Annotated in this window: 17 protein-coding genes and 1 pseudogene; 12 read left to right on the top strand and 6 right to left on the bottom strand. The window is 48.1% G+C overall.

What is annotated here, in order from left to right; genetic code table 11:
- Nucleotides 1–36: 36 nt before the first annotated feature.
- From cmk to CBP31_RS01260, 7 genes and pseudogenes are all read left to right on the top strand, one after another.
- Nucleotides 37–731, top strand: a pseudogene (gene cmk, locus CBP31_RS01290) ((d)CMP kinase).
- 162 nt (nt 732–893) lie between these two features.
- Complete coding sequence (gene rpsA / locus CBP31_RS01285; protein ID WP_087034516.1) at nt 894–2,564, top strand: 30S ribosomal protein S1; 1,671 nt, start codon at nt 894–896, stop codon at nt 2,562–2,564.
- A 68-nt stretch (nt 2,565–2,632) separates the two neighbouring features.
- Nucleotides 2,633–2,914: an integration host factor subunit beta gene (gene ihfB / locus CBP31_RS01280; RefSeq protein WP_087034515.1), complete on the top strand. Its 282-nt coding sequence runs from the start codon at nt 2,633–2,635 to the stop codon at nt 2,912–2,914.
- 178 nt (nt 2,915–3,092) lie between these two features.
- A complete protein-coding gene (locus CBP31_RS01275) occupies nt 3,093–3,380 on the top strand; it encodes a LapA family protein (RefSeq protein ID WP_087034514.1) in 288 nt (95 codons plus the stop codon).
- An 8-nt stretch (nt 3,381–3,388) separates the two neighbouring features.
- Nucleotides 3,389–4,558 (top strand): lipopolysaccharide assembly protein LapB, encoded by a 1,170-nt coding sequence (lapB, locus tag CBP31_RS01270; RefSeq protein WP_087034513.1) that lies wholly within the window; start codon nt 3,389–3,391, stop codon nt 4,556–4,558.
- 360 nt (nt 4,559–4,918) lie between these two features.
- Nucleotides 4,919–5,638 carry an orotidine-5'-phosphate decarboxylase gene (gene pyrF, locus CBP31_RS01265; RefSeq protein WP_087034512.1) on the top strand — a complete coding sequence of 240 codons (720 nt, stop codon included), beginning with the start codon at nt 4,919–4,921 and terminating at the stop codon, nt 5,636–5,638.
- Nucleotides 5,639–5,733: 95 nt separating this feature from the next.
- Nucleotides 5,734–5,955 carry a putative quorum-sensing-regulated virulence factor gene (locus tag CBP31_RS01260; protein WP_227875089.1) on the top strand — a complete coding sequence of 74 codons (222 nt, stop codon included), beginning with the start codon at nt 5,734–5,736 and terminating at the stop codon, nt 5,953–5,955.
- A gap of 157 nt (nt 5,956–6,112) precedes the next feature.
- Here the strand turns inward: CBP31_RS01260 and CBP31_RS01255 are convergent, their stop codons facing one another.
- Nucleotides 6,113–6,523, bottom strand: coding sequence for an H-NS family histone-like protein (locus tag CBP31_RS01255; RefSeq protein WP_087034511.1), 411 nt, complete (start codon nt 6,521–6,523; stop codon nt 6,113–6,115).
- A gap of 743 nt (nt 6,524–7,266) precedes the next feature.
- On the opposite strand from CBP31_RS01255, the gene CBP31_RS01250 reads away from it, so the two are divergent.
- Nucleotides 7,267–8,850, top strand: a complete 1,584-nt coding sequence (locus tag CBP31_RS01250) for a Na+/H+ antiporter NhaC family protein (protein ID WP_087034510.1) — start codon at nt 7,267–7,269, stop codon at nt 8,848–8,850.
- Nucleotides 8,851–9,242: 392 nt separating this feature from the next.
- Here the strand turns inward: CBP31_RS01250 and CBP31_RS01245 are convergent, their stop codons facing one another.
- The 5 genes from CBP31_RS01245 to CBP31_RS01225 all read right to left on the bottom strand — a co-directional run bounded on the left by CBP31_RS01245 (nt 9,243) and on the right by CBP31_RS01225 (nt 15,296).
- Nucleotides 9,243–10,466, bottom strand: a complete 1,224-nt coding sequence (locus tag CBP31_RS01245) for an EAL and HDOD domain-containing protein (protein ID WP_087034509.1) — start codon at nt 10,464–10,466, stop codon at nt 9,243–9,245.
- Between the two features lie 203 nt (nt 10,467–10,669).
- A complete protein-coding gene (locus CBP31_RS01240) occupies nt 10,670–12,001 on the bottom strand; it encodes an outer membrane protein transport protein (RefSeq protein WP_087038562.1) in 1,332 nt (443 codons plus the stop codon).
- Between the two features lie 228 nt (nt 12,002–12,229).
- Nucleotides 12,230–13,702, bottom strand: coding sequence for a sodium/proline symporter PutP (putP, locus tag CBP31_RS01235; protein ID WP_087034508.1), 1,473 nt, complete (start codon nt 13,700–13,702; stop codon nt 12,230–12,232).
- A 300-nt stretch (nt 13,703–14,002) separates the two neighbouring features.
- On the bottom strand, nt 14,003–14,788 hold the full coding sequence (locus tag CBP31_RS01230) for a DUF3379 family protein (RefSeq protein ID WP_087034507.1): 786 nt from the start codon (nt 14,786–14,788) through the stop codon (nt 14,003–14,005).
- Nucleotides 14,781–15,296: a sigma-70 family RNA polymerase sigma factor gene (locus CBP31_RS01225; RefSeq protein ID WP_265414978.1), complete on the bottom strand. Its 516-nt coding sequence runs from the start codon at nt 15,294–15,296 to the stop codon at nt 14,781–14,783. The genes CBP31_RS01230 and CBP31_RS01225 overlap by 8 nt, the downstream gene beginning before the upstream one ends.
- A gap of 535 nt (nt 15,297–15,831) precedes the next feature.
- Here CBP31_RS01225 and fadI point away from each other — a divergent pair.
- The 4 genes from fadI (at nt 15,832) to adk (ending at nt 22,664) form a co-directional block, all read left to right on the top strand.
- A complete protein-coding gene (fadI, locus tag CBP31_RS01220) occupies nt 15,832–17,145 on the top strand; it encodes an acetyl-CoA C-acyltransferase FadI (RefSeq protein ID WP_087034505.1) in 1,314 nt (437 codons plus the stop codon).
- Between the two features lie 8 nt (nt 17,146–17,153).
- The gene (gene fadJ, locus CBP31_RS01215; protein WP_087038561.1) at nt 17,154–19,385 is read left to right on the top strand and encodes a fatty acid oxidation complex subunit alpha FadJ; all 2,232 of its coding nucleotides are present in this window, start codon (nt 17,154–17,156) and stop codon (nt 19,383–19,385) included.
- Nucleotides 19,386–19,670: 285 nt separating this feature from the next.
- Nucleotides 19,671–21,587 carry a molecular chaperone HtpG gene (htpG, locus tag CBP31_RS01210; RefSeq protein WP_087034504.1) on the top strand — a complete coding sequence of 639 codons (1,917 nt, stop codon included), beginning with the start codon at nt 19,671–19,673 and terminating at the stop codon, nt 21,585–21,587.
- A gap of 432 nt (nt 21,588–22,019) precedes the next feature.
- On the top strand, nt 22,020–22,664 hold the full coding sequence (adk, locus tag CBP31_RS01205; protein ID WP_087034503.1) for an adenylate kinase: 645 nt from the start codon (nt 22,020–22,022) through the stop codon (nt 22,662–22,664).
- The last annotated feature ends 99 nt before the right edge of the window (nt 22,665–22,763 follow it).

Below are 22,763 nucleotides of genomic sequence, written 5' to 3'. Positions count from 1 at the left end.
ACGCGTGCTCAAGCCGATGATTTACTGGAGAAAGCCATGACAGAACAAGCACCCGTCATTACCGTGGATGGCCCCGGAGGGCGGGTAAAGGCACGCTTTGCCAATTGCTGGCTGAAAAAATGCAATGGCAACTGCTCGACTCGGGCGCCATTTATCGGGTATTGGCATTGGCTGCCCTGCACCATAATGTGGCGCTTGAGGATGAAGCGGGATTAGTACCGCTTGCGGCCTACTTAGATGTGCAATTTCCGGTGTTAGATGGTCATGTAAAAACGATTTTAGAAGGCGAGGACGTGTCCCAAGCGATCCGTACCGAACAAATGGGCAGTGCAGCCAGCAAAGTGGCGGCCTTTCCTCGGGTACGTGAGGCTTTACTGCGTCGCCAACGGGCTTTTCGGGTGATGCCAGGCTTAATTGCCGATGGCCGGGACATGGGCACTGTGGTTTTTCCTGATGCCCAAGTGAAAATTTTTCTTGATGCCAGCGCCGAAGAAAGAGCCCAGCGCCGTCTTCTACAGTTGCAAGATAAGGGCTTTGATGTTAGTTTTGACCGTCTTTTAAGCGAAATTCAAGCGCGTGACGACCGAGACCGTAATCGGGCCACTGCGCCTTTGAAAGCGGCAGATGATGCCTTAGTGATTGATTCAACAAATTTATCTATCACGCAAGTGCTGGAAATAGTGCTGAATCATACTAAGGTTACTATCGTGGGTCTTCAGGTAGCGGATTAAACCCTACCGGTTTACTTGCTTAAAATAGATTTGAAAACAATACGTTAAGTCAAGATGCTCTTGACTCTGCCCGTGCCAAGGATGGAACGGGTCTATGCTAATCACCCCTAAGGTGCGGGATTGCCCTTTGGATGTTCAACCTAAAAAGTGTATTCATTAAATATGATTGAATCTTTTGCTCAACTCTTTGAAGAGTCTCTGAAAGAATTGGAAACCCGTCCGGGTTCCATTGTTAAAGGTACTGTAATTGCTATCGAGAACGGTATCGTTCTGGTAGATGCAGGCCTGAAGTCTGAATCCGCTATCCCTGTAGATCAGTTCAAAAACGCTCAGGGCGAGTTGGAAGTCAGCGTTGGTGACGTCGTAGACGTAGCACTGGACGCGGTAGAAGACGGTTTCGGTGAGACTCTGCTTTCCCGCGAAAAGGCAAAACGCCACGAATCTTGGATCCAATTGGAAAAAGCCTACGAAGATCAGGAAACCGTTATCGGTGTGATCAACGGCAAGGTAAAAGGTGGTTTCACCGTAGAAGTGAACACTATCCGTGCTTTCCTGCCAGGTTCATTGGTTGACGTACGTCCGGTACGCGATACCTTGCATTTGGAAGGTAAAGAGCTTGAGTTCAAAGTCATCAAGTTGGATCAAAAGCGCAACAACGTAGTTGTTTCTCGTCGTGCTGTTATCGAAACTGAAAACAGCGTTGAGCGTGAGCAGTTGCTTGAGAACCTGCAAGAAGGTCAAGAAGTTAAGGGTATCGTTAAGAACCTGACCGATTACGGTGCTTTCGTTGACTTGGGTGGCGTAGATGGTCTGCTGCACATCACTGATATGGCTTGGAAGCGCGTTAAGCACCCAAGCGAGATCGTGAACGTGGGTGACGAAATCAACGTTAAAGTATTGAAGTTCGACCGTGAGCGCACTCGTGTGTCTCTGGGCCTGAAGCAGTTAGGTGCCGATCCTTGGGTTGATATCGCTAACCGTTACCCAGAAAGCACTCGTCTGTCTGGCCGTGTAACTAACCTGACTGACTACGGCTGCTTCGTGGAAATCGAAGAAGGCGTTGAAGGCCTGGTACACGTGTCTGAAATGGACTGGACCAACAAGAACATCCACCCATCTAAAGTGGTTTCTGTTGGCGACAGCGTAGACGTGATGGTGCTGGATATCGACGAAGAACGTCGTCGTATCTCTCTGGGTCTGAAGCAGTGCAAATCTAACCCATGGCAGCTGTTCGCGGAAACCCACAACAAGGGTGACCGTGTTTCCGGTAAGATCAAGTCAATCACTGACTTCGGTATCTTCATCGGTCTGGACGGCGGCATCGACGGTCTGGTTCACTTGTCAGACATCTCTTGGAGCGCCGGCGAAGAAGCCGTTCGTGAATTCAAGAAAGGCGACGAAATTGACGCCGTGGTTCTGCAAGTTGATCCAGAGCGCGAGCGCATCAGCCTGGGCGTGAAGCAAATCGACGAAGACCCATTTAACAAGTACTTAGCTGATGTTAAGAAAGGTGCTATCGTTAAGGGTACTATCACCGCCGTTGATGCTAAAGGCGCAGTAGTAGAGATGGAAGAAGGCGTGGAAGGTTATGTCCGCGTTGCTGATATCTCTCGCGACCGTATCGAAGACGCATCTACTGTATTAACAGTGGGTGAAGAAATCGAAGCACGCTTTATGGGTGTGGATCGCAAGAACCGTACTTTAAGCTTGTCTATCCGTGCGAAAGACGAAGCTGAAGATAAAGTCGTTCTGGATAACATTAACCAACAACAGCCAGAAGATGTTGGTTTAAGTGCAATGGCTGAAGCCTTCAAGGCAGCCAAAGGCGAATAAGCCTATCCGAATGTAAAAGGGGGCCTTCGCGGCCCCTTTTTGTTGTGTGCTGATCAGGAGAACAGAGAATGACTAAATCCGATCTTATTGAAAGACTGTCTGAGCAATACAGCCATCTTGCTGCTAAAGACGTAGAAAGCGCCATTAAAGAAATTCTTGAACAAATGTCTGCCAGCCTAGAAGGTGGCGACCGCATTGAAATCCGTGGCTTTGGTAGCTTCTCATTACATTACCGAGCACCGCGCCAAGGCCGTAATCCTAAAACTGGTGAAAAAGTGGAGTTAACCGGTAAACATGTGCCGCATTTCAAACCCGGTAAAGAATTACGTGAGCGTGTTAACCCCAGCTAATCGTTGTTTGTTATTTTGGTCGAGCGATGGAGTCTGACGGCTTAGCCTATATCAGGCAAGCTTGCTCATTTAACGGTTAAGACAGAGCGCTGTATCACTTTTACAGTAACTCGACTGGCAGGCATACGGTTTTTCCGTGATAATGCGGGTACTAAAATCAGAAAGTTGAGAGGGTTACGTGAAGATAATTATTGGCCTCATTATTTTAGCCATATTGTTTGCCGTGGGCATTACACTCGGTACCCAAAACGATCAGCTGGTTCAGGTTAACTACCTGCTAGCACAAGGCGAATATCGTCTTTCTTCATTATTGGCAGTTATTTTTGTCGCGGGCTTTGTTATTGGCTGGCTGGTATTTAGTTTGGTGTTACTGCGCCTTAAGATGAACAACAAAGGTTTGCATAAAAAAGTTGAGCGCCAACAAAGAGAGTTAGCGGAGCTTAGGGCCTTGCCCATTAAGGATTAACAAGCTTTATGCTGGAACTGTTATTTCTGCTGCTACCCGTCGCGGCGGCTTATGGCTGGTACATGGGGCGCAGAGGAGTTCGGCAGGATGCTCAAAAAAAATCCAATCATTTTTCCCGGCAATACGTTGCCGGGTTAAATTTCTTGCTGTCCGATGAACCGGACAAAGCCGTTGATCTTTTTATTCAGCTGCTGCAAGTTGACAGTGAAACCATAGAAACCCACCTTGCCCTCGGTAACCTGTTTCGGTCCCGAGGTGAAGTTGATCGCGCAATTCGTATTCATCAAAATTTAGTGGCGCGGCCGAATCTTTTGTGGGAGCAACGCCATTTAGCTATGCTTGAATTAGCGCGCGACTTCTTGGCCGCTGGTTTGTTAGACAGAGCTGAGCATATTTTATTAGAGCTAAAAAGCGACCCTGATTATCAAGAAGAAGCCCTAGACTTGTTGTTAGTTATCTATCAGCAGCTAAAAGATTGGGAACACGCCATTGCCATTGCGGAGCGTTTAAAAAAGCGCCAAGGATTAAAAGCGCTGACGCTGATTGGTCATTTTCATTGTGAGCTTGCAGAGCTGCAATGGCGAAAACAAGACGCCAAAGGCGCCATTAATCAGTTAAAAAAAGCACTCAAGGCTGACTCTGGATGTGTAAGAGCCAACATACGGCTAGGCGCGCTTTATATGCAGCAACAGCTTTGGTCTCAGGCTCTTGTACACCTACTACAAGTCACTGAGCAAGATGTGGGCTTTATAAGTGAGGTGCTGCGCCCATTGCAGCAGAGTTATCAGCAATTAGATAATGAAGCCGAGTTTGTGCGCCAGTTGCATTTGTGGGTGGGCGAAGACAGTGGTGCCAGTGCGGTATTAATGTTGGCTGATTATGTCGCAGAGGGCCAAGGCTCCCTCGCGGCAGAGCAGATGGTGTTATCGCAATTACAACGTCATCCGACCATGAAAGGCTTTCATCGCTTAATGTCTTATCAAACCCATAATGCGGAGCAAGGGCGGGCCCGTGAAAGCTTGAATATGCTCAGTAATTTGGTTGCTGAACAAATGAAATTAAAACCCAGCCATCAATGTAGCCAGTGCGGATTTTCAACACGCTCTTTATTTTGGCAATGCCCGTCTTGTAAACAATGGGGCAGCATTAGACCGGTGCGCGGCTTAGACGGGGAATAAACGCAGCTTTAGCCGTTTTGTTGTAATGCGCCCTTATTCCGTCTTCCGAGTGTAGCGCGGCAATCCATATTACAACGGCGCGGTAGATAACCGTGGATTGCCGCGTCGTTGTACTCTTCGCAATGACGAAGGTTAGGGTGTGGCTCTGGCCTGTTGTAGGGGCGAATTTATTCGACCGCTTTAGAAATAGTAGCTGGCAGCGTAAAACACCGTTTTTTGCCGTCTTATCGGTACCGAGTCGTGGCTCGGCATGACGGCTCCGGTATCTTTATTCTGTGTTAGCAGTGGCTAAACGCTGATAGCTGATGGTTTACCGCTGCTCGTAGGACTCAATATTTAAAAACTGAAAGGTAACTTGGTATGCAAACTTCCACCCACAACGATCCTAAAATTTTGATTGCGCTCGATTATGCGGATCAAGCATCCGCATTAGCGCTAGTTGCACAATTGGACCCCGCTCATTGTCGCCTAAAAGTCGGTAAAGAAATGTTTACCTTATTTGGGCCTGAGTTTGTGCGCACTTTAGTGCAGTCAGGATTTGATGTGTTTTTGGATCTTAAATTTCACGATATTCCTAATACAGTCGCAAAAGCGGTGGCGGCAGCGGCTGAGTTAGGCGTGTGGATGGTAAACGTGCATGCCAGTGGCGGTGCGCGCATGATGAGCGCGGCGCGTGACGCTTTATTGCCTTATGGCGATAAAGCTCCCTTGTTAATCGCAGTGACCGTGCTCACCAGCATGACCGATGATGAGCTCACTCAAATAGGCATATTGCGCTCGCCCGCAGAGCAGGTATTAGCCTTGGCCCGTTTAACCCGGGATGCCGGCTTAGATGGGGTAGTGTGCTCTGCTCAAGAAGCTAGCTTATTAAAGGCTGAGCTGGGCTCAGACTTTAAATTGATCACTCCCGGTATTCGCCCCGCAGGCAGCGCTGCAGGCGATCAACGCCGCATTATGACGCCAGAGCAAGCCTTGGCGGCAGGCAGTGATTATTTGGTGATCGGACGGCCTATTACGCAAGCGGCGGATCCTGCTCAGGCGTTGGCGGCAATAAACGATGCATGTAATCGCAGTCTGTAACTGCGAGATAAATAGCGAGTGTTTATAGGGTGGAGAGGCGCATATAACGTATGCGCCTTTTTTTATGATTAATATGCATTCAGGAATATACGTAGGTGAGCCTAAGCACAACCGAACTATTAACCATTATTAACAAGCCCATGCCGTTTGGTAAGCATAGCGGGCAGGCCTTGCTGACTTTACCTTTGGGCTATTTATGTTGGCTGGAGCGCCAAGGCTGGCCCAGTGGCGAGATAGGTGCTGAGTTAGCGCTGATCTATGAGCTAAAACACAATGGCGTCGCAGAGCCTTTGTATCGCTTGTTAGCTAGGCGCTAAATTCAGTCTTTAAGGCTTGGTGCATGTTTCACGCGAGTCACTATGCATTAGGCGCTGAGATTAGATATTGAGCGTCAGTCATATCTTAATTGAGTCAGATTTTAGATACAAAAAAGGGCCCTAGGGCCCTTTTTTGTAAACTTAGTAAATAGTCTTATTATTTATTAATAAGAAAATCTTCTAATGTTTTGCTGCCATCATCCATGGCGTTTTTAATTGGTGAAGGCTTACGGCCTTGACCAGTCCACGTTCTGTATTGACCGCTTTCGTCAGTGTATTCGTACTTAGCAGGACGCTTGCTACGTGGTGCACTTACTTTCTTAGCTGGCTCAGCTAATTGTAATAGGTCGCTCAAATCAATACCGTCAGCGGCCATTTGTTCCATGTACTCTTTAAGCTTACGATCGCGCTCTTGCGCTGCTGCTTGTTCAGCCGCTTTAGTTTCACGTTGCTCTTCAATAACACTAGACAGTTTAGCTAGCGCTTCTTCCATCTGGTCCAGAGTCAGTTCACGAGTTGCAGCACGTAAACTACGAATGTTGAGTAGTGTTTTCAAAAATTCAGTCATTGCATCCACCTAATCGGTTATATATTTTTATGGGTTAAATTTACATCTTAGTTTTAAATGAAGCAAGGTAATTACTAAAATACTTTTTTACTTGTTAATTGTAAGTCATTTTCTGCCGCAGCGTGCTTAATATGGCTTTGCATTTTGCGAATGACATTTGCTAATTAAAATAAATAGTCTAGCGTTCGCGTTTATAGAGAAGGTTAGTCCTGTTTTATTGTAGAACCTGATGACTGTTTTATGCAGACTCAGCTGAGTTAAAAAGTAAAAATATATCTCTTTGATAATCCCAGTGAAGTAATAGCAGAACATACTTAAACCCTGATTTAGCGTAACTCAGCCATGCCTAAAGGAGAGGTAAGTCATGTTTTGATTATGTTGTAATATAGTTAAACTTTGCTTATAAGAGCGACAAATCTGAGCATATAATGGTGTAAATTTAGTCTAAAGGCAGCTTTTAGGCTAAAAATATTGATTTTTGGCTATCAGCCAGTAAGATCCGCTGGCTGAGTTGGGCTTAGCTGCATAACTCGCCACTAAAATCAGTCCTGCGTTGTCCATGGATAAGTAATGGGTTGACTGAATCAGTATCGAAAGAACAAGTATTGCCATGAATAGTATTAATGGTGCGCTATTGCTGGGAAAAGTAGCTGACGCAGTGCTCAGACTGGTGCCGTGGGTCGCTCTGCTAATCTTAGCGATTATGTTGGTTGTTATATTAAAAATTTAGTTCAGGTGCTGTTGTGGAATCTTCTTTTATTCAAAGTTACTGGTCATTATTACCGCCGCTACTGGCCATAGTGTTAGCTGTGCTTACCCGCCGGGTGCTGTTATCTCTGGGATTAGGGATTATATTAGCCGCGTTATTACTGCAACATTTTAACCCAGTCGCGACCATGCAGTTACTGATAAGCAGCGCCGCCTCACTCTTTTGGTCTGATAACACTGTCAATGAATGGAACGTTAATATCCTGATATTTTTACTGCTGTTAGGTTGTATTATCAGTATGTTAAGTCGCATTGGCGCCACGCTTGCCTTTGCCGAATGGGCCCAAGTTCGTATTAAAAGTAGACGACAAGCCAAGATGATGACTGGGCTTTTAGTGTTTATATTTTTTATCGACGATTACTTTCACAGTTTATCTGTGGGTACCATTTGTCGCCCAGTCACGGATCGTTTTAATATCTCTCGTGCCAAATTGGCCTATTTATTGGACTCAACCGCAGCACCTGTTTGTGTGTTAATGCCGGTCTCTTCTTGGGGTGCCTATATTATCGCCTTAGTGGGCGGTATTTTAGTCAGCCATGGCATTACCGGTCACAGCGCATTGGGTGCCTTCTTAATGATGGGCAGCATGAACTATTATGCGATATTCACGCTCATTATGGTGTTGCTGGTGATCCGTGGTGGCTGGGATCTTGGCCCTATGGCGCGCCATGAGGAAGCCGCACTGACGGGTGTTTTATTTGATAGCGCCAAAGGCAAACCACCTGGTGTGGAAGATAACAGCGAGCAAGCAGGGCGCGTAATAGACTTATTGTTGGCCATTGCCACTTTAACTTTAGTTACTGTAGCCGGCTTGCTGTTTACTGGCGCGCAGGCACTCAGTGAAAGCGGTATTGAGTTTAGCGTGTTGGGCGCATTAGAAAACACCAATGTAGGCCGCTCCTTGGTGGTTGGCGGCTTAGCAGGCCTAGGTGTGTGTGCGGTGGGCATGGTACAACAAAAGGTCTCTGCCGCTAATTGGCTGCAGACCTTGGCGGTGGGCATTAAGGGCATGTTGCCAGCAATTTATATCTTGTTATTAGCTTGGACCATTGCCAGCCTGATCAGCCAATTAGAAACCGGCCAATATCTGGCTTCTTTAGTGCAACAGAGCCTGCCACTGTTTTTATTACCGGCGGTGCTATTTTTACTGGCCGGTATAATGGCATTTGCGACTGGCACTAGTTGGGGCACCTTTGGCATTATGCTGCCGATTGCCGCTGATATGACCATGGCCATTGATGCCGCGTTATTGCTACCTGCGATGTCTGCTGTGATGGCAGGTGCGGTATTTGGTGATCATTGCTCACCTATCTCAGACACCACTATTTTGTCATCTACGGGGGCGGCCTGTCATCACATCGACCATGTATTGACTCAGCTTCCATACGCATTGTCGATAGCTTTGGTGAGTCTAGTGGGCTATGTGGCACTGGGTTACAGTGCGTCTGTGATGGTCGGGCTAATTGCCGCGGCGATGGCGTTTATCTTAGTATTGGTATTTTGGCATTGGCAACAGCGCGCATCCGCTCAAAATAAGAGTGTGAGTCAGGCGCAATAATGTGTGATGCCTGTTTTCTAAGATGATTGATTAAGCTGGCCGGGATTTTTCAAGATAAGACTCACTGTATTTAAGCAGAACGCTATAACAGATGTGGAACCGAAAAAATCTTATTTGCCACGGAAGAACACGGAAGGCACTGACGCAGTTCACGAGCGCCAAAGGTCAAAGATATGTGAGACGGTAAGAGCTTGAGCTCTGATGATGGGGTGTTTGACCCTTACTACTTAAAGATTTTTCAGATCTAATCACTATTTTTCCTTCAGTTGTCCGTCCCTTCCGTGGCCGATAGGTTTTAGCTTTTAAGACAAATTGACCGAAAATTCCACAGCAGTTATGAGCTATTACTTATGAAAAACGAAAATCTTATTGTGGGGTGTTAGCCGGTGTGGCTAAGTGGGGTGATGTTCAGTCAACATTTTGCTCCACTTAATCGCAGCTTCATAAAACAGGCCGCTGTCCTTTTCGCTTACATTCACAAAGTCTAAGCGTTGTTGCAGTAACGGCCAATTGGCTTGTTCATGATCTTGCATCAGGCCCATTAAAAATCCCAATTGACCTTTTTGCTCTAATAACGCTTGGCGTACCGGTTCGGTAACAGACAAGTGAGGCAAAATATCGGCCATCGGTCTCTCTAGCAACACGTCAAGTAAAGAAAATAACCCACAAATAAAGGCATCTTCTTGTAGGCTAGGGCAGATTTTTTCAGCGAGTAGCTCACACCATTTGGCGCGTATCATAGATAATCGATACAACTCGACGTTTTTATTTTTACTGATGTAAGCCGCCATCATCAGTGCTGTAAAGCGCTTGAGTTGCTTATGGCCAAGAAAGACGATGGCATTGCGTAAATTTTCTATATTTTGCAATCGATAACCAGAGTGCAAGCTATTTACGTAACGCAACAAATAGTAAGACAGTGACAAATCACGGCTAAATAGCTCGGTGAGCCGATTGTAATCGATATCTTCTTCACTGATGGCTGACAGCAATTCAAAGGCCGTCATTTCATCTGTGGTGAGAATACGGCGGCTGATCACTTGTGGCTGCTGAAAGTAATAGCCCTGAAAAAAGTTAAAACCTGCTTCTTTAGCGGCCGTAAATTCTTGTTGAGTTTCTACCTTTTCGGCAATGAAGCGTAGCTTAGTATATTTTTGATTGCGATGAATGAAATTTTGGCAGTCGAGCATTGAGGTTTGACGTAAGTCGAGCTTGATAAAATCTACCCAAGGTAAGAAGCTATCCCATTTTTTGCTTGGAATATGGTCATCAAGGGCGATCTTAAAGCCTAATTTCTTGAGTTGTTTAATGCTGCTCAGCAAGCCTTCGTCGGGGATGGCGGTTTCTAATACTTCAATCACCAGTTGCTGTTTAAGAAAAGACTCGGCTATGCCTTCGCGCAATAAAGCATCGGGAAAGTTAACAAAGCACAGCGCATTACCCACTAAATCTTCAATTTGTTGGCTTAAAAATTGTTCGGCCATCAACCTACGAGTAGCCAGCTCGGCATCTACATCGGGAAAGCGGTTTTCGAGGCTAGTACGAAACAGCAGCTCATATCCCAGCGGATTGCCACTACTATCCAAGATAGCTTGTCTGGCTACAAAGCAATGCATAAGAAATCCAAAGAAGAGAATAACCGACTAAATATACAGTATTGTATTCGGATAAACAAAGCCATGAAAAAGCGCCCACTACGGGCGCTAATTATGTGATAGCTAACAACTTAAATAAGGCCTTATATTTAATGAGCCTATTCAGTTAGCCGGTATATCTTAACCGCATTGCGTTAAGATACGCGAGTTTGGAGGGTCTGAACTTAGAATGCATAGTTCATTTGCATGCCAAATAGATAGGCGTCGCCACCGGATTCAAACTCAAAGCCACTTTCTTGCACATTCACTGTTTTGCCATCCAAGAAGGCAAAGGAAGCATCCATACTTAAACTCTCATTCAACGCATAGGTAGCACCCACTGTGTACCATACTCGGTCCACATCTGGGATAGAAATAGAGCGCGCATTTTCTGGCACTGGTGATTTATCGTAGGCAAGGCCGCCCCGCAGCGTTAATTGGTCGTTAAGCTGGTGAGTCGCGCCCATACTCATGCGCCAGCTGTTTTCAAAGCCTTCTGGTTTGTTAAACAGAGTACCGCCCTGATTATCCAGAGCGCGCAGCTCTTCAAAGGTACTCCATTCCGTCCACATGATGCCGTAATGTAATGCCCAATCAGGTTGTACTTGGTGAAAGCCTGATACTTCTGCGATGGCGGGTAAGCTTAAATCTAAGCTACCTGGTTTGCTGACTCCGCTGGTGCCTACTGGTAAGCCTGCTAACGCTTGATTGCCGGGCAATTGAGGCAGGGCGCTGGAGTATTCGCCCTCTAAAGTTAAATCTACTTTAGAACGGTAGGTCAGTGCCCAACGGTTATGTTCATCCGCTTCCAGCAATAGACCTATATTCCAGCCATAGCCCCAATCATCGCCTTTCAGGCGGACAAACTCAGAGGTTGGCGCAAGTGAAGTAGCAAAAGGAGTGCCTGCGGTTTGTCCATTTACTTGCAGAGATGCTAGGCCTGCATGACGAATTAATTCAGCATCCGCATACACGGCGTTAAAGCCGGCACCGAGTGACAGATGCTGATTGGCTTTAAACGCAATATTAGGGTTTAAGTTCAGGGTTTTGAGTGAGGTGCTGCCCGCCACAGGGCCTGCATAATGATTATCTTGATAGCTAGTTGATAAGCCGTAGTTGGTAAAAGCGCCAAAGCCCACCGCCCATTGCTCATTTACCGGTTGCACGTAATAAAAGAAGGGCACTACCGCATCATCAGCAATATCATGGGACGAGGTCGGCGTTCCCGCTAGGGCGGCACCGCCTGCTTGTGCAGGAGTGGGCTTACCCTCAACATCTACGTCTGGATTAATGTATATAGCACCGGCTGATAGCGCTGGGCGGTCAAATAGTGTCATGGCGGCAGGGTTGCGTCCGAGTACGGAAGCATTATCGCCAATGGCACCTTCACCGGCATAGGCACGACCTAAGCCGGTGGCGTTTTGTTCAGCCAGCTGAAACGCGGCAGAGTGAGCTTGCCCTGTAGCCATGGCCATGGCTGCAGCAACAAGGGACAACTTGAGTATTTGTTTGCTCATGAAGGACTCTCTCATCATTTGGGTATTAGTTAATAACGCACGTTTGGCGCTTAATCCTTTTTTACTTTTACCAAAACTCACTACCTTACTTTTACTAAAATCCAGCATAAGAAAGTGTTAACGAGAAGTAAAACGTTTGTTTAAAAAAAGGAGCCCTTAGGCTCCTTTTGTGAGGCGGCGCAGCTATTTAAGCTTCGAACGCCATTTGGATTAGAGTTCGAGCACCACTTAAAGCTCAGATTCCATGCGTCTAAAACCTAATACCACTTTTTGACTGGGCGGTGTGCCTAAGCGGCTGATAAAGATACAAGCCAAAGTGGCAATCACAAAACCGGGCACAATTTCATATAAGTCAAAAATGCCCAGCGGGCCACCGGTGAGCTGCTTCCAGCCAATCACCGTTAAGGCGCCCAACACAATCCCTGCTAAGGCGCCATTACGGGTGAGCCGCGACCAATACAGACTCAAGATAATGACCGGGCCAAAGGCGGCACCAAAGCCTGCCCATGCATAACTGACTAAATCTAGTACCGACGATTTAGGATTAAGTGCAATAAACATGGCAAAGAGCGCCACCGCCACTACAGCAAATCGACCCACCCACACTAATTCATTATCTTGGGCATGGGGGCGCAACCAGCGCTTATAAAAGTCCTCGGTAATGGCCGATGAACACACCAGCAATTGTGAGTCTATGGTACTCATGATGGCGGACAAAATAGCGGCAATCAAAAAGCCTGCGACCCAAGGATTAAATACCGCTTGAGACAACGCCAAGAACACAGTTTCTGCGTTCTCAAGCGGCACGCCTGCAAAATATACCGCCCCTGCAAGGCCTACACCCACGGCACCTATCAGCGATAATATCATCCAGCTCATGGCAATACGTCGCGACAGTGGCACGGATGCGGGCGAGTCTATGGCCATAAAGCGGGCCAAGATATGCGGTTGGCCAAAGTAGCCTAAGCCCCACGCCAGTAAGCTTAATCCGCCGAGCAAGGAGAAGTCGTGGAAGAAGTCTAACTTAGTGCTGTCCATCTCCTTGAGCGTGCTTAAGGTTTGATCGATGCCACCCAGCTCGTTCATTACCGCCCACGGTAAAATGATTAAGGCCAATAGCATTAAGATGCCTTGGAAGAAATCTGTCCAAGACACGGCCAAAAATCCACCCATAAAGGTGTACGCCATGATAACGCCACCACCCAGCAGCAAGGCGGTGACGTAAGGCAGACCAAATACTTTTTCAAATAAAATAGCGCCGCCCACTAGACCGGAGGCGGTGTAAAAAATAAAGAACACCAAAATAGTGATGGCAGAAACCACACGGATTAAACCGCTATGATCCGCCAGTCTATTCTCTAAAAAGTCTGGGATGGTCAGTGAGTCATTGGCTTGCTCGGTGTACACGCGCAACCGCTTGGCAACAAAGAGCCAATTAAGCCAAGCGCCAATCACTAAGCCAATGCCAATCCATGCTTGGCTAATACCGGATAAGTAAACGGCACCGGGTAGGCCTAATAGTAACCAGCCACTCATGTCGGACGCACCGACACTTAAGGCGGCCACACCTGGGCCTAAACGGCGGCCACCCAAAATATAATCACTGAGTGAGCGGGTGGCGCGATAGGCGATAACACCAATCAGCATGGTGAGGACTAAATAACCGACGAAGGTAATTATAATGGGATATTCTATGGTCATAGCGTATTCCTGTGGTTCCGAACAGCGTGTTCGCTTCCATGAAAAGGTAAGAGGTCGCCAGTCAAATAGACTCGCTAAACAAGATCTTACCCCATAAAGTCGAATAACTCTCGATTACTCTAACCTTATGCCGCAATAGCATAATTGTCCGTTTATTTTTTAATCGCTCTGGTTTTATAAGCTGATTAGCGGCGCAAATTGAGTAATTATCGACCCACAAAAATAATAGCATCGTCCTCGCGGGCTGGTAACAGCAGCGCTATTCAGTTTTGCTAAATAGCACTGCCTTGTTAGCGCGGTTTAAATCTGCCTGTTTAATGAAGCTTGAATTTTACGGGCCATGGCATCGAGGTTTTCGTTTTTCTCGCTCACCACCACCAGTTTATTAAAAGCCGTGGACAGAATTTCGCCATGATACTGTTGATCTGAAAAATACTGTTGATCAGAGAAGTACTGTTTATCCGACAAGTGACTAACATCGGCTAACTCGCGATCTGGTGGCAGCACAAACACATGTACTCGTTGATGCTCACCCTGAATCACCAAATGCGCCGCCGAGGCATCACCAAATAAACAATGATTGGCGTAATACACTTGGCCCACCTCGCTTAAGCTTTGTAGTTGGGTGCCATAAGGCTGCAACTTAGCATTGACGGCGGTGAGGGTGACGTTTTCATTCACCGTTTGGGTGAGTGGTGACTCCGCATGCACATGCGCCATGGCCATTTGACCCATGCTAGTTACGTTTGAGGTGTCGGGCTCAGAAAAAGAGATAAACCGTGTCGAAAACCCTAACACAAAGGTAATAGAAGCGGCTACGGCCAAATGACGCCATCCCAAAGCGCTTCTCTGCTTAGATTCGAGAGGTGTACTTGCCTGCGCGTGCAACTGAGCGGTCTGCAATAAGCTGGCAGCTAAGTGTTCGGGCACCGGCTCTTGCAGCGCACGGCTGAGCTTGGCATCAAACTGTTGCAGTTGCGCGACTAACGCGCCATTACGGTCAGAGCTATGCAGAGCCTGTGAAAAGTCTGCGCTCGTGTCATTGGGGTTGGCATACGCTCGACGCCTAAACTCTAACTCATCCATTGTGTTGGCCTCGTGTTTGCGTGTCTTTATCGAGCGCATCTTTCAGTTTATTACGGGCACGAAAGAGGCGGGTCATGACGGTATTTTTATTCAAATCTAATATCTCAGCTATTTCTTCACCACTAAAACCACCCAGCACCTGCAGCAGCAAAGGCTCGCGGTATTCTTCGGCTAACTCGCTCATGTGGCGGCGCAGCCATTCGTTTTCCATTGCTTGCTCAAGGCCTAAACTCTGCTGATCGGGTACCGGAACTGTGTCTAGATCCACCAAGTTAAATTGTTTACGCTCAAAACGACGGGCATTTTCCCGGCGTAAGATAGTGATCAGCCATGCTTTGGCTGCTTTGTCGTCTTTTAAGCTGTCCAGTGACTTCCACGCGCGCAAAAATGTTTCTTGCACTAAGTCTTCGGCCACCTGACGGTCGTGACATAACCAAAATGCATAGCGAAATAAATCTCCATGCACCGCATAAACCAGCGTTTCATAGCGCTGTTGTTTGATGGCCATAGTGTTAGAGACCGAGTCAGGCCCAGTCCGCTTTCGCCCAAATAAAGAAATCATTTACTCACCGTTGAAATAGGTTGGCTGCTTGAGTTTACGCATACTTAAAGTTCCATGCGAGTATATAAAGGCCGCGCATCTCAGTACGGATCAGACTTATATGGCTCTTGAACAGCAAGTCAGCGTAGAGCCTTGTATTGTTAATAATATGTGACGCAAGGAGTGTCTGGCTGGTTTTCCCGCGCTATTTTCTTTGTTAGCATGGCTTGAGGTCAGACCTGTTATTTATATGATGCCCATCATACGGCAGCCGTTATCTAATCTTGTTAGTAATCAATGTGGCTAACGAGTGTTAGCAAGCACTGTTAGCCGCTAATGTTAGTAACTTAAGGTTAGTAACTAATGTTAGTACCTCATGTTAGTAACTCATGTTAGTGCCTAGGATTAGTCCATAAGGTGAGTAAACAAGATGCGTGTCGTTTCACTGCCCCGTATTAAGTAGGGCATCAGTTTCATTATTAACGCTCAACAAGGAGCCTGCATGTCGGCGACAAACCCATTAACGACCCACAAGGGCGATCGGATCGCCATTGTGTCGGGATTAAGAACGCCCTTTGCCCGTCAAGCGAGTGCCTTTCGCGGTATTCCCGCCCTGGAGCTGGGCACCATGGTGGTCAATGAATTGTTGGCCCGCACCGCCATGCCTGCCTCTGAGGTGCAGCAACTGGTGTTTGGTCAGGTAGTACAAATGCCCAAAGCGCCCAATATTGCCCGAGAAATTGTGCTGGCCAGTACCTTGCCCGTTAGTACAGATGCTTACAGCGTCACTCGCGCCTGTGCCACTAGCTTTCAAGCGGTGTCGAGCATGGCTGAGTCGATGTTGGCCGGCCAAATTCAAGTGGGCATAGCCGGCGGCGCTGACTCCACTTCAGTGTTACCAATTGGGGTGTCGGCGCGATTAGCTGAGGCGTTACTGGACTTGAGTAAGGCCAAAACCTTTAGCGCTAAATTTGCCATAGTGCGACGCCTAAAATTTGCCGACTTAGCCCCTGAGCCACCGGCCATCGCCGAATATTCTACTGGGTTAACCATGGGTCAAACCGCAGAGCAAATGGCTAAAAGCCATGGTATTAGCCGTGAAGCACAAGATGAATTGGCCCATCGCTCTCATCAATTAGCCACTCAAGCTTGGCAAGAAGGTCGACTGAGCGATCAAGTGATGGCCACCTATGTGCCGCCTTTTAAAGCCGCCTTTGAGCAAGATAACAATATTCGTACTGATTCTAAATTAGCTGATTATGGCAAATTGAAACCCGCGTTTGACCGGCGTCACGGCACCGTTACCGCCGCTACTAGTACGCCACTCACTGATGGTGCAGCCGCCATTTTGATGATGACCGAAAGCCGCGCCAAAGAGTTAGGCCTTAAGCCATTAGGCTATTTACGCAGTTATGCTTATTCGGCCATTAGTGTGCAACACGACATGCTACTTGGGCCAAGCTATGCCACGCCGCTGGCGCTCGATAAAGCCGGCTGTACGTTAGCGGACATGGATTTAATCGATATGCATGAAGCCTTTGCCGCACAAACCTTGGCTAATTTAAAAATGTTCGCCAGTCAGCAATTTGCCGAGCAACATCTGAATCGTAGCCACGCCATTGGTGAGGTCGATATAACGAAATTTAACGTACTGGGTGGCTCTTTGGCTTATGGCCATCCCTTTGCCGCCACGGGCGCGCGTATGATCACGCAAACTTTGACTGAGCTTAATCGCCGTGGTGGCGGTTTAGCGTTAACCACAGCGTGCGCGGCCGGTGGCCTAGGCGTAGCCATGGTATTGGAGGCCGCTCAATGAATGATGTAATGAACCAAGTTCAACCTGATCCCGCACTTGATCAAGTTAATATTGATAACGCAAGTCAGTCTGCCTTTAGCCTGCAGCTGCAAGACGATATCGGCATTATTACGCTGGACGTACCTGGCCAGCGCATGAACACGCTGCGCGAAAGCTTTGTGGACGATATTCGTGCCCTTTTGGCAGAGATTGCCGAAAACCGCCAAATCAAAGGCTTGGTGTTGCGCTCCGGTAAACCGGACTCTTTTATTGCCGGTGCCGACGTTAATATGCTGGCCGCCTGCAGCAGTGTGGAACAAGCCAAGGAGCTGTCTGAGGCAGGACAAAATGTGTTTAATGAACTCGCCGCCTTAGACTTACCCATTATTGCCGCCATCCACGGTGCCTGCTTAGGCGGCGGCCTAGAGCTGGCGCTGGCTTGCCATGGTCGCGTGTGCAGTGACGACGCTAAAACTCGCCTTGGGTTACCGGAAGTGCAGTTAGGCTTAATACCGGGCTCTGGCGGCACTCAGCGTTTGCCACAGCTGGTGGGCTTAACCACGGCGCTGGACATGATGTTGACCGGTAAACAACTGCGGGCCAAACAAGCGCTTAAATGCGGCTTAGTGGATGATATGGTGCCGGTGAGCATCTTGCTTGATACTGCCATCGCCTTGGCACGTAAAAGCATGCCACGTAAAAGCATACCACGTAAAAGTACGACGTCTAAAAGCAGGGCGGGTAACGGCAAAGCAGGTAACAGTAAAGCTAAGCTCAGTCAGTGGGCGCTAGAGGGCAATGCTGTTGGCCGAAAACTGGTGTTTGATAAGGCACAAAGTACCGTTAAGGCGAAAACAGGGGGCCATTATCCCGCGCCATTTAAGTTACTTGAGGTCGTAAAAGTGGGGCTAGAGCAGGGCAGGGAGTCGGGCTTAGCCGCCGAAGCACAAGCCTTTGGCGAATTAGTGCTGAGCCCAGAGTCAGCAGCACTGCGCCAGCTCTTCTTTGCCACTACCGACATGAAAAAAGAAACCCACTGGCAAGGTGCCGAGCCCAACTCGCTTAGCCACATCGGCGTGCTGGGCGGCGGTTTAATGGGCGGCGGCATTGCCTTTGTTACCGCCACCAAAGCCGAGTTGCCGGTGCGCATTAAAGACATTTCTCATCACGGCATTAATCAGGCCATGCAGAGTGCACACCGCTTATTAGCGACCAAAGTGCGCAAGAAGCATCTGCGCGCTCCCGAGATGCATCAACAATTAGGCCGTATCACTGGCACCCTTAATTACAGCGGTTTTGAACGGGTGGAGGTGGTAGTAGAAGCGGTGTTTGAAGATTTAGAGGTAAAGCGCCAGATGGTGGCAGAGGTCGAAGCGCACTGCGCGCCAAGTACCGTATTTGCCACCAACACCTCTTCTTTACCAATTCACCAAATTGCTGAAGGTGCGCTAAGGCCCGAGCAAATACTAGGGCTGCACTATTTTAGTCCCGTCGATAAAATGCCCTTGGCCGAGATAATTCCCCATGCGGGTACCAGTGCTACGGCGGTGGCCACGGCGCTGAAACTGGCCAGAGCACAGGGTAAAACGCCGATCGTGGTACAAGACAAAGCCGGCTTTTATGTGAACCGCATTTTAGCGCCTTACTTAAATGAAGCGGCGCGGCTGTTGCTGGGCGGCGAGCCGGTGGATGCTATTGACCGCGCCTTAGTCGACTATGGCTTTCCGGTCGGGCCCATGACCTTGCTGGATGAAGTGGGCATAGATGTGGCCGCCAAAATTTCGCCTATTTTAGCCCGTGAACTGGGTGAGCGTTTTGTGGCGCCCGAGGCCTTTAACAAACTGCTGGAAGATAACCGTAAGGGTAAGAAAAATGGCCGTGGTTTTTATCGCTATGAAGCGAAAAAACGTGCTAAGAAGCACAAGCCGGTGGATGAAAGCGTCTATAAATTGCTAAAAATTAAACCGCTCAGCCAATTACCGGCTCAAGAGTTAGCCGAGCGTTGCGTGTTACTGATGCTTAACGAAGCGGCGCTGGCGCTGGATGAAGGCGTGATTGCCTCGGCCCGCGACGGCGATATTGGTGCCATCTTTGGCATTGGTTATCCGCCTTTTACCGGCGGGCCCTTCTTTTATATGCATCAGCTCGGTATTCAAGCCGTGATAGATAAAATGCAAGAATACGTGCGCAAATACGGCGCGCGCTTTACGCCCTGCGAGCCTTTGCTGCGCATGGCGGCAGAGGGCAAGAGTTATTATTAGCACAGCGCCGAGCACCCAGCACCAAGCTAAAGATTAACATCCAGCGCCGAGCTCCAAACTCGGCGCTTTTTTGCCGTATAGGGATAGCGTAATCGAACAGCTCAGGACAGACAGACTACTACAAACACTAAAAATTTCGTGGCAAAAATAGCTTTAGCTCTAGAGTTTTGTTGCTAGCTCGGCGCTTTACTTTTTTATCTCCCCCTTGAAATCCTCCGCACCACCCCCATCTTTTAGCTATAAGCCAAACCCTTACGCATTAACACTTAAGCGAGGAACATCTAGATGTCAGAAGCTGTGCAAACCGAAACTCATGGTTTTCAAACTGAAGTTAAACAACTACTCAACCTGATGGCCCATAGCCTGTATTCCAATAAAGAAGTCTTCTTGCGCGAGTTGGTATCCAACGCCGCCGACGCCGCCGACAAGTTGCGCTTTAAAGCTTTGTCTCATGGTGAGTTGTACGAAAATGACGGTGAGCTAAGAGTTCGGTTGATTCTTGACCAAGAAAAGAAAACGCTGACCATTTCTGATAATGGTATCGGTATGAACCGCGAAGAAATTATCGACCATTTGGGTACCATTGCTAAGTCTGGTACCAAGGCTTTCTTTGGTCAGCTGTCTGGCGATCAAGCCAAAGACTCCCAGCTGATTGGTCAGTTTGGTGTGGGCTTTTATTCCGCCTTTATCGTGGCCGACAAAGTAACCGTATTAAGCCGTGCAGCGGGCCAACCTGCAGAGCAAGGCGTGCAGTGGGAGTCTGACGGTGATGGTAGCTTTACCGTAGCCGAGGTGATAAAGCCTGGTCGCGGTACCGACGTGGTCTTGCATCTGCGTGACGCCGAGTTGGAGTTTTTAGACGACTGGCGCCTGCGCAGCATTATCGGTAAATACTCGGATCACATCAGTGTGGCCGTGGAAATGTGGAAAGAAGGCGAAGCTGAGCAAACCGCCGAAGACGGCACTGTCACTGCCGCCGCGACTGAGGGCGAGTGGGAGCAAGTCAACAAAGCCACCGCACTGTGGACCCGCTCTAAAAATGACGTCAGCGACGAAGAATACCAAGAGTTTTACAAGCATATCTCCCACGATTGGCAAGATGCGTTGAGCTGGAGCCACAACAAGGTTGAAGGCAATCAAGAATACACCAGCCTGTTGTACGTACCGGCCAAAGCGCCGTTTGATATGTATAACCGCGAGCAAAGCCACGGCTTAAAACTGTATGTACAGCGCGTATTCATCATGGATGATGCGGAACAGTTTATGCCAACATACTTACGTTTTGTGAAAGGTGTGCTGGATACCAACGACTTACCGTTGAACGTGTCTCGTGAAATTTTGCAAGACAACAAGATCACCGCGCAACTGCGCAAAGCGTGCAGTAAGCGCGTATTGTCGATGCTGGAAAAAATCGCTAAAGACGACGCCGAGAAGTATCAAGGTTTCTGGTCTGAGTTCGGTAACGTACTTAAAGAAGGCCCAGCAGAAGACTACAGCAACCGCGAGCAAATCGCCGGTTTGCTGCGCTTTGCCAGCACTCACAACGACTCTGATGCACAAACTGTATCGTTAGCCGACTATGTGGCACGCATGCCAGAAGGCCAAGATAAGATTTACTACATTACCGCCGACAGCTTTGCCGCAGCCAACCACAGCCCGCACTTAGAAATTTTCCGCAAGAAAGGCATAGAAGTGTTGCTGATGTGGGAGCGTGTTGACGAGTGGCTGATGAGTCACCTCAATGAGTTTGACGGCAAGCAGTTTGAGTCGGTCACCAAAGGTGAGCTGGACTTAGGCGATCTGGATGACGAAGAAACTAAAAAAGCCCAAGAAGAAGCCAAAGAAGCCTTGGCTCCTTTGCTAGAGCGCGTAAAAGCCGCGCTGGGTGAAGACATTAAAGAAGTGCGCTTAACACATCGTTTAACCAACACCCCGTCTTGTGTGGTAGCCGGTGAGCACGACATGAGCACCCAAATGATCAAGCTGATGCGTTCAGCTGGCCAAGCGGTGCCAGAGCAAAAGTACATTCTGGAGCTTAACCCTGAGCATACGCTGGTGAAGAAGTTAGAAACACTGGAAGCCGGCGAGCAGTTCAACGAATGGTCACAGCTGCTGCTAGAACAAGCACAACTGGCCGAGCAAGGCGGTTTGAAAGACCCCGCCGCCTTCGTCGCTCGCGTTAACCGTCTGTTGTTAGGTTAAACCGCTTAAATTTAGCCTTCACTCGTGAATAACAAAACCCGGCCCAGCGCCGGGTTTTTTGATCTATTAGTACTAAGACCACTGAAAGTAATTCCATTGGTAAGACTAAGGGCGATCTGCCTTTAGCTGATTGCTTACAGCTGACGGTTTGAAGCCTTGTTTTAGCTCTTACCAATAAATAAGCTTTTATCACTCGTCGATCTTATCTCAGCTTAATTTTTCCGTGTTCTTCCGTGACTCTCGTAACAAAGAAGCGTGGCAAAGAAATCTTAAGTGTCTAAAGCCGTATATTTAGCTGGGTGCTAGGCGCTAGGCGCTGATTTCTCATCAATAAGTCTAAGTTAAGGGTGCTGTTACTTGTCCCGATGGCGGTGTCGTGACACAATTGTGACCCAAATTTTGAAAATAACTAATCGAGAAGAGGACGCTGTTATGCGCATCGTTTTGTTGGGTGCTCCCGGCGCGGGCAAAGGAACGCAGGCTCAGTTCATCATGGAGAAGTTCGGGATTCCACAAATCTCCACCGGTGACATGCTGCGTGCGGCCATTAAAGCTGGCACTCCGCTTGGTTTAAAAGCGAAAGAAGTGATGGATCAAGGCCAATTGGTGTCTGATGATCTCATTATTGGGTTAGTTAAAGAACGTATCGCGCAAGATGACTGTGCTAAAGGTTTTTTGCTCGATGGTTTTCCGCGCACTATTCCTCAGGCAGATGCCATGAAGGAAGCAGGCGTAACCATTGATAACGTGCTGGAATTTGCCGTGCCAGACGAAGAAATCGTTAAGCGCATGAGCGGTCGTCGCGTCCACTCAGGTTCGGGTCGGGTGTACCACTTGGTCTACAACCCACCCAAGGTGGAAGGCAAAGACGACGTGACCGGTGAAGAATTAAGCATTCGGGTAGACGATGAAGAAAGCACAGTGCGTAAACGCTTAAGCATTTACCACGAACAAACCGAGCCATTGGTTGCTTATTATCAGAAAGCCGCGGCTGCTGGCGAGACCCAATATAACGCTATCGACGGTACTCAGTCGGTGGATGTTATCGGTAAAGAGCTGGCCAACATTCTTTCTTAATTGGCCCTCAAAGCCGAGTGCGATTTGCACTCGGCTTTTTTATGGTTTTTGCGTAGATTAAATGTAAAAAACAGTCGTTTAAGCCGGCTCCTAACTCGA

This window comes from Oceanisphaera profunda, assembly GCF_002157895.1.
In the GTDB taxonomy this organism is placed as follows: domain Bacteria; phylum Pseudomonadota; class Gammaproteobacteria; order Enterobacterales; family Aeromonadaceae; genus Oceanimonas; species Oceanimonas profunda.
This window is presented reverse-complemented; position numbering and strand designations above follow the sequence as displayed.